Annotated in this window: 13 protein-coding genes; 11 read left to right on the top strand and 2 right to left on the bottom strand. The window is 70.0% G+C overall.

From position 1 onward, the window contains the following. A partial coding sequence (locus tag VHB92_RS00795; RefSeq protein WP_325450396.1) for an acylneuraminate cytidylyltransferase family protein occupies positions 1-1,130 on the bottom strand: 1,130 nt, incomplete at its 3' end. Between the two features lie 333 nt (positions 1,131-1,463). On the opposite strand from VHB92_RS00795, the gene rplM reads away from it, so the two are divergent. Genes rplM through glmM form a run of 3 tightly spaced genes read left to right on the top strand, consistent with a single transcriptional unit; the run spans position 1,464 to position 3,838 of the window. Further along, on the top strand, positions 1,464-1,910 hold the full coding sequence (rplM, locus tag VHB92_RS00800) for a 50S ribosomal protein L13 (RefSeq protein ID WP_325450398.1): 447 nt from the start codon (positions 1,464-1,466) through the stop codon (positions 1,908-1,910). 49 nt (positions 1,911-1,959) lie between these two features. Next, a complete protein-coding gene (gene rpsI, locus VHB92_RS00805; RefSeq protein WP_325450401.1) occupies positions 1,960-2,451 on the top strand; it encodes a 30S ribosomal protein S9 in 492 nt (163 codons plus the stop codon). 25 nt (positions 2,452-2,476) lie between these two features. Continuing rightward, positions 2,477-3,838: a phosphoglucosamine mutase gene (gene glmM, locus VHB92_RS00810; protein WP_325450403.1), complete on the top strand. Its 1,362-nt coding sequence runs from the start codon at positions 2,477-2,479 to the stop codon at positions 3,836-3,838. A gap of 139 nt (positions 3,839-3,977) precedes the next feature. On the opposite strand, the gene coaA is transcribed toward glmM, so the two are convergent. After that, positions 3,978-4,928 carry a type I pantothenate kinase gene (gene coaA, locus VHB92_RS00815; RefSeq protein WP_325450405.1) on the bottom strand — a complete coding sequence of 317 codons (951 nt, stop codon included), beginning with the start codon at positions 4,926-4,928 and terminating at the stop codon, positions 3,978-3,980. Between the two features lie 271 nt (positions 4,929-5,199). Between coaA and glmS the strand changes: the two genes are divergently transcribed. The 8 genes from glmS to VHB92_RS00855 all read left to right on the top strand — a co-directional run bounded on the left by glmS (position 5,200) and on the right by VHB92_RS00855 (position 12,349). Beyond that, positions 5,200-7,050, top strand: a complete 1,851-nt coding sequence (gene glmS / locus VHB92_RS00820) for a glutamine--fructose-6-phosphate transaminase (isomerizing) (RefSeq protein ID WP_325450407.1) — start codon at positions 5,200-5,202, stop codon at positions 7,048-7,050. Positions 7,051-7,135: 85 nt separating this feature from the next. After that, positions 7,136-7,576 carry a holo-ACP synthase gene (locus VHB92_RS00825; RefSeq protein WP_325450409.1) on the top strand — a complete coding sequence of 147 codons (441 nt, stop codon included), beginning with the start codon at positions 7,136-7,138 and terminating at the stop codon, positions 7,574-7,576. Further along, positions 7,573-8,697: an alanine racemase gene (alr, locus tag VHB92_RS00830; RefSeq protein WP_325450411.1), complete on the top strand. Its 1,125-nt coding sequence runs from the start codon at positions 7,573-7,575 to the stop codon at positions 8,695-8,697. The genes VHB92_RS00825 and alr overlap by 4 nt, the downstream gene beginning before the upstream one ends. After that, complete coding sequence (gene tsaE, locus VHB92_RS00835; RefSeq protein WP_325450413.1) at positions 8,684-9,325, top strand: tRNA (adenosine(37)-N6)-threonylcarbamoyltransferase complex ATPase subunit type 1 TsaE; 642 nt, start codon at positions 8,684-8,686, stop codon at positions 9,323-9,325. Before alr ends, tsaE begins: the two co-directional genes overlap by 14 nt. A 63-nt stretch (positions 9,326-9,388) precedes the next feature. After that, a complete protein-coding gene (gene tsaB, locus VHB92_RS00840) occupies positions 9,389-10,024 on the top strand; it encodes a tRNA (adenosine(37)-N6)-threonylcarbamoyltransferase complex dimerization subunit type 1 TsaB (protein ID WP_325450415.1) in 636 nt (211 codons plus the stop codon). Next, entirely contained in the window at positions 10,021-10,503 is a 483-nt protein-coding gene (rimI, locus tag VHB92_RS00845; protein ID WP_325450417.1) for a ribosomal protein S18-alanine N-acetyltransferase, read from the top strand. The genes tsaB and rimI overlap by 4 nt, the downstream gene beginning before the upstream one ends. Before the next feature lie 32 nt (positions 10,504-10,535). Continuing rightward, positions 10,536-11,618: a tRNA (adenosine(37)-N6)-threonylcarbamoyltransferase complex transferase subunit TsaD gene (tsaD, locus tag VHB92_RS00850; RefSeq protein ID WP_325450547.1), complete on the top strand. Its 1,083-nt coding sequence runs from the start codon at positions 10,536-10,538 to the stop codon at positions 11,616-11,618. A 269-nt stretch (positions 11,619-11,887) separates the two neighbouring features. After that, on the top strand, positions 11,888-12,349 hold the full coding sequence (locus tag VHB92_RS00855; protein WP_325450419.1) for a hypothetical protein: 462 nt from the start codon (positions 11,888-11,890) through the stop codon (positions 12,347-12,349). Positions 12,350-12,406: the final 57 nt, after the last annotated feature.

Below are 12,406 nucleotides of genomic sequence, written 5' to 3' on the forward strand. Positions count from 1 at the left end.
TCCACGACCACCGTGTCGTCGGTGTGCACGCCGTCGAAGTCCGTGACGACCGCCTCGATCCGGCCAAGGCCGGCGTCGTCGTCCAGCGCGGAGACATCGTCGTTCAGCGCTGACGCGAGCTCTTCATCGAGTTCTGCGCCGAGCTCGTCGGCGATGTCGCGGGCGTCCCAGAATGCGCGTCCACCGTGGATGTCCGCAGTGGGTCGCGCGGCGCGGCCGGCTTCCGCGTGGTGCGCCCGCCAGGCGAGGACGGCGTCGGCGTCGCGGATGGCTTCCGGCCCGTCGGCCGCGCGGACCTGCACGCCCGGGATCTGCACGGCTCGGATCTGCACGGCCGGGACCTGCTTGGCGCGCACCTGCACAGCGGGGACGTCCAGAGTCCTGACCTGCGCGGCGCGGGTCTGCGCGGCCGCAACCTGCGCGGCGCGGACTTGCACAGCGGGCGCCGGCTCCTGCAGGTGCGCGACGGCATCCGCGAGTTCGAGGTCGTGCTCGGTGTCGATGTCGAGCGAGTCGTGCACGAGGGCGACGCCGATCCGGCCGAAGAAGCGGTGGCCCGTGCGCCGGAAGCCCTCGGCGTCGAACACGTAGAACGCGCCGGTCTCGCGGAACTCGGGCAGCAGGGCCTGCCGCATCGGCCGCACCGCGGCGTCGTGGTTGACGCCGGTCGCATTCCCGGTGGTGTCCAGGCGCCAGAGGAAGCAATGCGAGTCGACGGCGGCGAACACGCAGTCGCTCTCTCCGGCGAGCACCCTCTGCACCGCGGCATCGAGCTCCTCGGGTGCCGTGAACGGGCTCGTCGCCTGCATGAGCACGACGACAGTGGGGCGCACGAACCGTTCCTCGAGCACGTCGAGCGCATGGGTGACGGCGCTCTCGCTCGACGCTGACCCGGAGGAGAGCGCGGCGGGCCGCATGACGACGTCGGCGCCGGCCTCGGCAGCTGCGGACGCGATCTCCAGCCCGTCCGTAGACACCACGACACGGTCGACGGATGCCGCGGCCAGCGCCGTGCGCACGGCCCGCGTCACCAGCGGCAGACCGCCGACCCTCCTCAGGTTCTTTCCCGGCACACCGACGGAGCCCGCCCTGGCGGGGATCACGGCGACGACGGAGACGCTGCTTCGCATGGGGCCGAAGCTAGGCAGCCGTGCCATCGCGTCGGTGGAGCCCGGGTGAACGCGGGGCAACCGGCGGGGAACGAGTGCTGTGCGGCATCCGGCGGCGAACCCCGCGAGAGGACAGCGGTCACCCGAAATTCGCGATGGTCAGCGGCGGCCCTCGTCGATTGGACCGCCGACGACCCGTCAGGTAAGCTTTCCCTTTGGTGTCCGCCTCCTGCGGCGTGACATCCGTAGTTGAGCCCTCCACCTACGGCGTTCCCGTCTCATCGAGTCGGCAACTCCGCGCCGGAGCGGGATTCACGACCAACCCAACCACGACACAAGAAAGCAGCCACTACTGTGACGCGCACTTTCAGCCCCAAGGCATCCGAGATCCAGCGAGAGTGGGTCGTCATCGACGCCACCGACGTGGTGCTCGGCCGCCTGGCCAGCCACACCGCCGCCATCCTGCGCGGCAAGAACAAGCCGACGTTCGCTCCGCACGTCGACACCGGTGACTTCGTCATCATCGTCAACGCCGACAAGGTGGCCCTGACCGGTCAGAAGGCGCTGAAGAAGAAGGCATACCGCCACTCCGGTTACCCGGGTGGTCTGAAGGCCGTCAGTTACTCCGAGCTTCTCGAGAAGAACCCCGTTCGCGCCGTCGAGAAGGCCGTTCGCGGCATGCTGCCGAAGAACTCGATCGGTCGTTCCCAGCTGCGCAAGCTCAAGGTCTACACGGGCAGCGAGCACCCGCACGCGGCCCAGCAGCCGAAGCCGTACACCTTCGACCAGGTCGCCCAGTAAGCGCCGGTCTCACCAACTCTTCTCGACTTAGACAAGGACTGAATCCATCGTGGCGAAGATCTCCGACCAGCTCGAGGCCCAGGACGTGGCGCAGAGCTTCACGACCGAGACGCCGGCGACCGAGGCTCCCTCGGCACCCCGTCCGGTTCTCAACGTTCCCGGTGCGGCCGTCGGCCGTCGCAAGCAGGCCATCGCCCGCGTGCGTCTCGTTCCGGGTTCCGGCACCATCACGGTCAACGGCCGTGAGTTCGCCGACTACTTCCCGAACAAGCTGCACCAGCAGCTCATCACCGACCCGTTCAAGGTGCTCGACCTGCTCGGCAGCTACGACGTCATCGCCCGCATCACCGGGGGCGGCCCGTCCGGCCAGGCCGGCGCGCTTCGTCTGGCGATCGCTCGTGCCCTGAACGAGATCGACCGCGAGAACAACCGTCCGACGCTCAAGAAGGCAGGGTTCCTCAGCAGGGACGCCCGGGTCACCGAGCGCAAGAAGGCTGGTCTCAAGAAGGCCCGCAAGGCTCCTCAGTACTCGAAGCGCTGATCCAGCGTCCCGGCTCGCATCCGAGATGACGCGGCTTTTCGGTACGGATGGCGTTCGCGGCCTCGCGAACGGCGAGCTGACGGCGGACCTCGCACTGGGCATCGCCCAGGCGACCGCCGTCGTGCTCGGGCAAGGGCGCAGCGCTGAGGCACGGCGCGCGGAAGGCAAACGCCCCGTCGCGGTCGTGGCGCGCGACCCTCGCGTCTCCGGTGAGTTCCTCCTGTCCGCGGTGGCCGCGGGTCTGGCGAGTTCCGGCGTCGACGTGCTCGACGCCGGAGTCATCCCGACCCCGGCCGCCGCGTTCCTGATCGCCGACATCGGCGCCGACTTCGGCGTGATGATCTCGGCGTCGCACAACCCGGCGCCCGACAACGGCATCAAGATCTTCGCGCGCGGCGGCACCAAGCTGCCGGATGTCGTCGAAGACCGCATCGAGGCTGCGCTCGGCAACCCCAAGCTCACCCCGACGGGAGCGGATGTCGGACGCATCCGTCGGTTCGCGGATGCCGAAGACCGCTACGTGCTTCACCTGCTGGCGAGCCTGCCGCACCGGCTCGACGGCATCCACGTGCTCATCGACTGCGCGAACGGCGCGGCCGCCGGCATCTCGCCCGAAGCGTTCACGGATGCCGGTGCCAGGGTCAGCGTGATCGGCGACGATCCGGACGGCATCAACATCAACGACGGCGTGGGGTCCACGCACATCGACAAGCTCGCGGTCGCCGTGCGAGAGCACGGTGCCGATGTCGGGATCGCGCACGACGGCGACGCCGACCGCTGCCTCGCCGTGGATGCCGACGGCAACGTCGTCGACGGCGACCAGATCATGGCCATCCTGGCGCTCAGCATGGCCGACCGAGGCGTACTCAACAAGAACACGCTCGTGACGACCGTGATGAGCAATCTGGGCCTGCGCCTCGCGATGGCCGAGCACGGCATCGACGTCGTGCAGACCAGCGTGGGCGACCGTTACGTGCTCGAGAAGATGAACGAGAACGACTACTCGCTCGGCGGCGAGCAGTCGGGTCACGTCATCATGCGCGAGTTCGCGACCACAGGCGACGGCATTCTCACGGGACTTCATCTCGTGAGCGAGATGGCGCGCAAGGGCAAGAGCCTCAGCGAGCTGGCCACGTGCATGACCGTCTACCCGCAGATCCTCGTCAACGTGCGCGGCGTCGACCACAACCGCCTGCATGAGGACGACGTGATCGCTCAGGCGATCTCGGCGACCGAGGCAGAGCTCGGCTCGACAGGTCGCGTGCTGCTTCGGCCCTCCGGAACCGAGCCGATGGTGCGGGTCATGGTCGAGGCCGCCGATCAGGAGACGGCAGACCGCTGTGCGCACGAACTGGCGGATGTCGTGAAGTCCCGCCTCGCGCTGTAGCCGTTAGCGAGGGTTGAGCCTGTCGAAACCCGGAGTCAATTCAGGCTCGGTTTCGACAAGCTCAACCGGCGGTGGGCGGTTTCGACGGGCTCAACCGGCGGTGGGTCGCTTTCGACGGGCTCGGCCGGCGGCAACCGGGCTACAGCTTGCGGAGCAGGACTGACGACACCGTGTGGTCGCTGCCCTTGCGCAGCACGAGCTTCGCGCGGGATCGCGTCGGCCTGATGTTCTGCACCAGATTCGGCTCGTTGATGGCGTGCCAGATCGACAGCGCCTGCGTCCGAGCCTCCTGCTCGGTCAGGCTCGCGTACCTGTGGAAGTACGAGTTCGGATCCGAGAACGCGCCGCGCTGCAGCTCGAGGAACCGCTCGACGTACCAGCGCTCGATGTCGGAGGCGCGGGCATCCACGTACACACTGAAGTCGAAGAGGTCGCTCACGGCCAGGCGGTTGTCGCCGCCCGCCGGCTGAAGAACGTTGAGTCCTTCGACGATGAGCACATCCGGATGCCTGACCACCACCTGCGCGTCGGGCATGATGTCGTAGTTCAGGTGGGAGTAGAAGGGCGCTCGCACCTCTTCCACACCGCTCTTCACCGCCGTGACGAATCGCAGCAGCGCCTTGCGGTCGTAGGACTCCGGGAATCCCTTGCGGCTCATCAGTCCGCGCCGCTCGAGCTCGGCGTTGGGCAGCAGGAATCCGTCGGTCGTGACGAGTTGAACATCGGGAGTCGTCGGCCAGCGGCTGAGCAGTTCGCGCAGCAGCCTTGCCGTCGTCGACTTGCCGACCGCGACGGATCCGGCGACACCGATCACGAAGGGCGTGCGCGTCGTGCGCTCGCCGAGGAAGTCGTTCGTCGCTTGCTGCAGCTGTTGGGTACCGGTGGCGTACATGCTCAGCAACCGGCTGAGCGGCAGATAGACCTCCGCCACCTCGCGCATGTCGAGGCGCTCGCCGAGGCCGCGCAGTTGCGCGATCTCCATCTCCGAGAGCGGCTGAGGAGTGCTGGAGGCCAGGCGCGCCCAGGCCGAGCGATCCAGTTCGACGAACGGGGAGATGCGCGCGGACTGCGCCGCACCGTTCGTGGTCATGGGGCACAAGTCTACTGAGGCCCCGACGTGGAGCCGCCGGCGGCGGCCCGCACGACCCGGGCCTGCCGGAGCCCAGGCCCGCCGAGCGGTCCGGATGCTGCCGACGGGTCCGGTCATCCACGTCGATAGGGGGACCGCTCGGCAGTATGCGGACCGATCGGCCAACAAGGCGGGATGGGGCGGCGCGGATGCGACGTCGGCGGGTCGGCGCGAGGACGACGGGCAGGCGACGCACGGGTTGCGACCAGGCCGGCCGGTAGAATCGGTCCCCATGTGCGGAATCGTCGGATACGTCGGCAGCGACAGGTCGCTCGACGTGCTGCTTGGCGGGCTCAAGCGGCTGGAGTACCGCGGCTACGACTCCGCAGGCGTCGCCGTGATCGACGCGCAGAGCGGGCAGCTCAACGTCGCCAAGCGCGCGGGCAAGCTGGGCGTGCTCGAGGACGAGCTCGACAGGCATCCGATCGGCGACGGATGCACGGGCATCGGCCACACGCGCTGGGCGACGCACGGCGGCCCGACCGACCGCAACGCGCATCCGCACCTCGGAGACGATGGCAGGCTCGCCGTCATCCACAACGGCATCATCGAGAACTTCGCCGTGCTCCGCGACCAGCTCGTCGACGAGGGCCACACGTTCGCCAGCGAGACCGATACCGAGGTGGCCGCCGTGCTGCTCGGGCGCGAGTACCGCGAGACCGGTGACCTGGTCGAGGCCTTCCGCCGGGTCGTCGCCCGTCTCGACGGCGCCTTCACGCTGCTCGCCGTGCACCAGGATCAGCCGGGCATCGTCGTCGGAGCCCGACGCAACTCTCCGCTCGTCATCGGCCTCGGCGAGGGAGAGAACTTCCTCGGATCGGACGTCGCGGCCTTTGTGGAGCACACGCGTCGCGCCGTCGCGATCGGTCAGGACCAGATCGTCGTCATCACTCCGAACGAGGTCGTGGTGACGGACTTCGAGGGCGCTGCCGTCGAGGTGGAGCCGTTCGAGGTGGCGTGGGATGCCGCCGCCGCGGACAAGGGCGGTTGGACCAGCTTCATGGCGAAGGAGATCGCCGAGGAGCCGGATGCCGTCGCGAACACGCTGCGCGGCCGCGTGCACGAGGGGCTGGCCGTCATCCCGGAGCTCGCCGACCTCGACGAGCTGCTGACCGGCATCGACCGCATCACCATCATCGCGTGCGGCACGGCGTCGTACGCCGGACAGGTGGGTTCCTACGCCATCGAGAAGTGGGCACGCATTCCCGTCGAGGTGGAGCTCAGCCACGAGTTCAGGTACCGCGATCCGGTCATCACACCGTCGACCCTCGTCGTCTCGATCAGTCAGTCCGGCGAGACGATGGACACCCTGATGGCCGTCAAGTTCGCCCGCGCAGCCGGCGCGAAGACGCTGTCCATCTGCAACACGCAGGGCGCGACCATCCCGCGCGAGTCCGACGGCGCCGTCTACACGCACGCCGGCCCGGAGGTGGCGGTCGCGTCGACGAAGGCGTTCGTGGCGCAGATCACGGCGCTGTATCTGCTCGGTCTGCACCTCGCGCGGCTGCGCGGAACCCTCTCGGATGCCGAGCAGTCGGCGAACCTCGACGAGCTCGCGGCCATCCCGGCCAAGCTCGAGCGCGTGCTGGAGTCCAGCGACTCCGTCGCACAGCTCGCGCACTGGATGAGCGACACCCGCGCCGTGCTGTTCCTCGGTCGCCACGTCGGGTTCCCGATCGCACTCGAGGGTGCGCTCAAACTCAAGGAGCTCGCCTACATCCACGCGGAGGGGTTCGCGGCCGGTGAGCTCAAGCACGGGCCCATCGCGCTCATCGAGCCGGGGCAGCCGGTGTTCGTCGTCGTGCCCAGCCCGCGCGGCAGCGACGAGATGCACCGCAAGGTGGTCTCCAACATCCAGGAGATCCGCGCCCGGGGCGCTCGCGTGCTCGCGATCGCCGAGGAGGGCGACGCCTCCGTCTTGCCGTTCGCCGACGAGGTCGTGCGCATCCCGCTCGCCGCACCGTTGTTCGAGCCTCTGCTCGCGGTCATCCCGCTGCAGATCTTCGCCATGGAGCTCGCCGCCGCCAAGGGGCTCGACGTCGACCAGCCGCGCAACCTGGCCAAGTCGGTCACGGTGGAGTGAGCCGGATGCGCGCCGGAATGATCGCCGCAACGCCGGCTGCGAGGCGGCACCGCGGATCCTCACCGCTCGTGAGGGTGAGCGCGCCGTGATCGCCGGCATCGGTGTGGACATCGTCGACCTGCAGCGCTTCGAGCGCGCCGTCGCCCGGACGCCGAGACTCGTGGAGCGGCTGTTCGCCGAGAGCGAACGCGGGCTGCCCGTGCACTCGCTCGCCGCCCGGTTCGCTGCGAAGGAGGCGGTGGTCAAGGCGCTGGGCCGCACCGACATCGTGGTGGCATCCGACGTCGTGGTGGTCTCCGACGAGCACGGCAACCCCGATCTCGTGCTGCACGGCGCCGTGGCGGAGGCTGCAGCGGCCCGCGGCATCCGTCGCTGGCACCTGACCATGACGCACGACGCCGGCGTCGCCTGCGCCTTCGTCGTGGCGGAGAGCGTCGACGCGGGCGGCGTCGATGCGGGCGCGGTGGGCGTCGATGGTTCGGCAGCACGCGTGAGCTCGGAAGCGACCGGGACCGACGCCGGATGACCGAGAGCGCACCGCTGCGCGAGGCCGTCATCGACCTCGGCGCCATCCGTGACAACGTCGATGCGCTGCGCGCGCAGATCGGCACCGAGCACCTGTATGCCGTCGTCAAGGCGAACGCGTACGGTCACGGCGCCGTGCCTGCCGCCAAAGCTGCACTGGACGGCGGCGCAGACCGGCTCGGCGTCGCCGATCTGGCGGAGGCTCTCGAGCTGCGCGAGGCGGGCATCACCGCCCCTGTGCTCGCGTGGCTGCACGACGCCGACGCCGACTTCGATCTGGCCCTGCGCGCCGACATCGATCTGGGCATCTCGTCGGTCGCCCAGCTGAACGCGGCGGCTGCGGCAGCTGAGCGCGCTGCGCGCCCGGCCGTCGTGCATCTCAAGCTGGACACGGGGCTCAGCCGTAACGGGATCGCGCCGGATGCCTGGGCATCCGCCGTCCGCGCCGCCCGCGCGGCCGAGACGGCCGGCCTCGTGCGCGTCGCAGGGATCTTCAGCCATCTGTCCGGCACCGACGCGGAGTCCGATCTGGCGCAGGCGGATGCGCTCGATCGCGGACTCAGCGAGGCATCGCGTGCCGGGCTCGATCCGGAGTTCGTGCACCTGGCCGCGAGCGGCGCCGCCCTCACGCTGCCTCGCACCAGGTACAACACGGTGCGGGTGGGCATCGCGATCTACGGCGTGTCGCCCTTCCCGCACCGCGAGCCGAGCGAGTTCGGGCTGCGGCCCGCCATGACCCTGCGCTCGCGGGTCGTCGCCGTGCGTCGGGTGGCCGAGGGCCAGGGCGTGTCCTACGGCCACACGTACCGGGCACCGCGCGACACCACACTCGCACTCGTGCCCGTCGGCTACGCGGACGGCGTGCCCCGCCAGGCATCCGGCCGCGCGGACGTGCTCCTGGCCGGTGAACGGCGCCCCATCGCCGGCCGCGTGGCGATGGACCAGATGGTCGTCGCCGTGGGAGACGCCGAGGTGGCGGTGGGCGACGAGGTCGTGCTCTTCGGCGATCCGGAGACCGGGGCGCCATCCGCCGAGGACTGGGCGCGCGCTGCCGACACCATCGGCTACGAGATCGTGACGAGGCTCGGCAGGAGGGTGGCGAGACGCTATGTCGCGCAGTGACGGCGACGTCGACGACCTCGCAGGCGGGCGGATGCCCCTGGCCGGCACGCACGTCGTGCCCACGTCGGACGACATGGAGGAGTTCGGGCGCCAGCTCGGGCGGCTGCTGACCGCAGGCGACCTCGTCGTGCTGACCGGTCCGCTCGGCGCGGGCAAGACCACGCTCACCAGGGGCATCGGCGAGGCGATGCGGGTGCGCGGTCCTGTGACGAGCCCGACCTTCGTGCTGGCTCGCACGCATCCTTCGCTCGGAGGCGGCGCGCCCCTCGTGCACGTGGATGCCTACCGCCTGGGCTCCGCTCTGGAGCTCGACGACCTGGACATCGACTTCGCGCGCTCCGTCGTCGTGGTCGAGTGGGGCAGTGGCCTGCTCGACGGCGTGGCCGAGTCGTGGCTGGACGTCGCGATCGAGCGTCCGACCGGCGCCGACGCCGACGACGAGCCGGCTGTCGGGGAGGACAGTGTCGGCGAGGACGGTGTCGGCGAGGAGGGTGCTGCGGAGGAGAGTGCCGGCGAGGAACGTCCCGGCGAGGAGGGTGCTGCGGAGGACGACGTCCCCGAGGAACCGCGCACGGTCACGGTCACCGCGCACGGACCGCGGTGGAGCGGCCCGGCCCCGGCCGCCTGACCACTCCGGCCGCCTGACCACTCCGGCCGCCTGAGCACCCCGGTCGCTGACTACGCTGGAGGGATGCTCCTCGCGATCGACACCTCGGCTGGCACGTCCGTCGCCGTCGTCGACCGAGAGGGCGGCGTGCTCAGCGAGCTGGCGACCACGGACACCATGCGCCACGCCGAGGTGATCGGCGGCATGATCCAGGGCGCGCTCGAGCAGGCATCCGTCGCCCCGCAGCGGCTCTCTGGTGTGGCCGCCGGCATGGGGCCAGGGCCGTTCACCGGACTGCGCGTGGGCATCGCCGCTGCGAAGGCGTTCGCGCTCGGCATCGGCAAGCCCGTCGTGCCGATCGTGAGCCACGACGCGGTCGCACTAGAACGCTACGGCGCAGGCCACAGGGGTCAGCTCCTCGTCGTCACGGACGCGCGTCGTCGCGAACTGTACTGGAGCACCTACGGCGGAGTGGATGAGCTCGGCATCCCCTTGCGCGTCGGCGGTCCTGGGCTGTCGAAGCCGGACGAGCTGCCCGAGGTGGCTGTGCACGGCGCGCACGTGACGCGGTTCGATGCGGCATCCGTCTCCGCCGGGCAGCTGGGCCTGCTCGCCGAGCAGCTGTACGCAGCTGGGCGCGCGTTCGCAGAAGACCGTCCGCTCTATCTGCGCTCGCCGGATGTCACCCCGTCGAGCGGGCCGAAGCGGGTCACGGCATGAGCGACGCGCGCAAGGCCGCCGCGGTCATCCGCCGCGCCACGGCCGACGACCTGGACGCCATCATGGCCATCGAGACGTCCGTCTTCGTGACGGATGCCTGGTCGCCCGAGCTGATGCGCTCGGAGCTTGAGGCGCCACACTCGTTCTATCTGGTGGCCGAGCGGGACGGTGAGGTCGTGGGCTACTCGGGTCTTCGCGCGGTCGTATCCGCCGCGGATGCCGACATCCAGACGATCGCCGTCGCGCCGGAAGCGAGACGGCTGGGTCTCGGCCGAGCGCTGATGAACGAGATGATCGCCGAGGCCACCCGGCTCGGCGCACGGGAGATCTTCCTCGAGGTGCGTGCCGACAACCCGGACGCCCAGCGGCTCTACTCGACGCTGGGATTCGAGCCGCTCGGCGTGCGCCCGCACTACTACCAGCCGGATGACGTCGACGCCGTCGTGATGGGGCTCGCAGTCGAGGAGGTGCGGCGGTGAGCCTGTCCGACGCGTTCCAGAGCGCTCAGGGTCTGCCGGTCGACGAGGCGACCGCAGCGGACGGGCCGCTCGTGCTCGGCATCGAGTCGTCGTGCGACGAGACGGGCGTCGGCATCGTGCGCGGAACGCGGCTGCTCGCCAACGTGATCGCGTCGAGCATGGACGAGCACGCCAGGTACGGGGGAGTGGTGCCCGAGGTCGCTGCGCGTGCGCACCTCGAAGCGCTGCAGCCGACCATCACCGAGGCGGTGGCGACGGCAGGCATCCGGCTTGCCGACCTCGATGCCGTCGCGGTCACGAGCGGGCCGGGCCTGGCCGGCGCCCTGATGGTGGGAGTCGGCGCGGCGAAGGCGCTCGCTGTCGCGCTCGGCAAGCCGCTGTACGGCGTGAACCACCTCGTCGGACACGTCGGCGCCGACCTGCTCGATGCAGACGGCGGTCCCGGCCGGGAGATCGAGCTGCCCACCATCGCGTTGCTCGTCTCGGGCGGCCACACCTCCCTGCTGCACGTGCGCAGCCTCACCGACGACGTCGAACTGCTCGGGGAGACGATCGACGACGCGGCGGGCGAGGCGTTCGACAAGGTGGCGAGGGTGCTCGGCCTGCCGTACCCCGGCGGTCCGCAGATCGACCGCGTGGCGGCAGAGGGAGATCCGGCGGCGATCCGGTTCCCGCGCGGTCTCACCCTGCCGAAGGATCTGGCCAAGCATCGCTACGACTTCTCGTTCTCCGGGCTCAAGACGGCCGTCGCCCGGTGGGTCGAGCGGCGAGAGGATGCCGGCGAGCCCGTTCCCGTCGCCGACGTCGCCGCGAGCTTCAGAGAGGCCGTCGCCGACGTGCTGCTGCGCAAGGCGATCGCGGCCTGCGTCGATCGGGATGTTCCCCGTCTGCTGCTCGGCGGTGGTGTCGTCGCGAATGCCCGCGTGCGCCAGCTGGCCAAGGAGCGGGCGGATGCCGCGGGAGTCCGGCTGCGCGTGCCCGCGCTGTCCCTGTGCACGGACAACGGCGCGATGATCGCGGCGCTCGCAGTTCAGCGCATCGTGGCCGGACACGCACCCAGCGGCCTCGATTTCGGTGCGGACTCGACGCTGCCGGTGACCGACATCCAGGTCTGACACCCTCGACACGGGGTACGGCCCGCGAAGCCCGCCGAGTCGGCGAGGCATGGGGAGCACTCCCCATGTCGCGGCCGGAGGCGCGGTTGTAGCGTCGCTCGTGGGCAGTCGCTCAGGCAGGTCGCCACCTCGACACGCCGGGCTGCTGTTCATTGACACCCCATGAGGCGGATGCCAGCATTGGCATACACAGCTTTCGCTCAGGTTCCGCGTGAGCGACATACGACCGGTCGCGTCGACGACCGGCCTCTTCGAAAGGACCAAAGCTCATGTCCGATCCCAACGCTCCTCAAGATCCGGCTCGCGGGCCGCAGCAGCCGCCGGCATACGGCGCTCCTCAGCAGCCGCCCGTGCCGCCTCAGCAGCCCGTTCCGCCGCAGCAGCCGCCGGCGTACGGTGCGCCGGGTGCCCCGCAGTACGGCGCCCCTGCCGCCCCGCAGTACGGGCAGCCCTACGCGCCGGCTCCGGCGCAGAAGTCGCCGATCCTCAGCATCCTGTCGCTGATCGGCGGCATCATCGGCATCGTCGGTTCGTTCTTCTACTTCGGCGGTCTGTTCGCTATCGCTGCCGTGGTTCTCGGCTTCATCGGCCGCAACAAGGAGCCGCAGGCCAAGGGCTTCTGGCTCACCGGTATCATCCTCGGTTTCGTGGCGATCGCGATCGAGATCATCTGGATCATCGTCCTCGTGGCGATCATCGCCTCGGTGGGCTCCTCGATCAACACGTACTGATTCGCAAACGGCGAGGCGGGTCGGCGCTGCTCCGGCCCGCCTCGCCGTTGTCATCGT

It is taken from the genome of Humibacter sp. (genome assembly GCF_035547335.1).
GTDB lineage: Bacteria > Actinomycetota > Actinomycetes > Actinomycetales > Microbacteriaceae > Humibacter.

Excerpts from the sequence above, each read along its gene's own strand:
- rimI (WP_325450417.1), top strand. The coding sequence starts at position 10,021 with ATGAGCGACGCGCGCAAGGCCGCCGCGGTCATCCGCCGCGCCACGGCC.
- coaA (WP_325450405.1), bottom strand. The coding sequence starts at position 4,928 with ATGACCACGAACGGTGCGGCGCAGTCCGCGCGCATCTCCCCGTTCGTC.
- VHB92_RS00855 (WP_325450419.1), top strand. The coding sequence starts at position 11,888 with ATGTCCGATCCCAACGCTCCTCAAGATCCGGCTCGCGGGCCGCAGCAG.
- glmS (WP_325450407.1), top strand. The coding sequence starts at position 5,200 with ATGTGCGGAATCGTCGGATACGTCGGCAGCGACAGGTCGCTCGACGTG.
- glmM (WP_325450403.1), top strand. The coding sequence starts at position 2,477 with ATGACGCGGCTTTTCGGTACGGATGGCGTTCGCGGCCTCGCGAACGGC.
- tsaB (WP_325450415.1), top strand. The coding sequence starts at position 9,389 with ATGCTCCTCGCGATCGACACCTCGGCTGGCACGTCCGTCGCCGTCGTC.
- alr (WP_325450411.1), top strand. The coding sequence starts at position 7,573 with ATGACCGAGAGCGCACCGCTGCGCGAGGCCGTCATCGACCTCGGCGCC.
- tsaE (WP_325450413.1), top strand. The coding sequence starts at position 8,684 with ATGTCGCGCAGTGACGGCGACGTCGACGACCTCGCAGGCGGGCGGATG.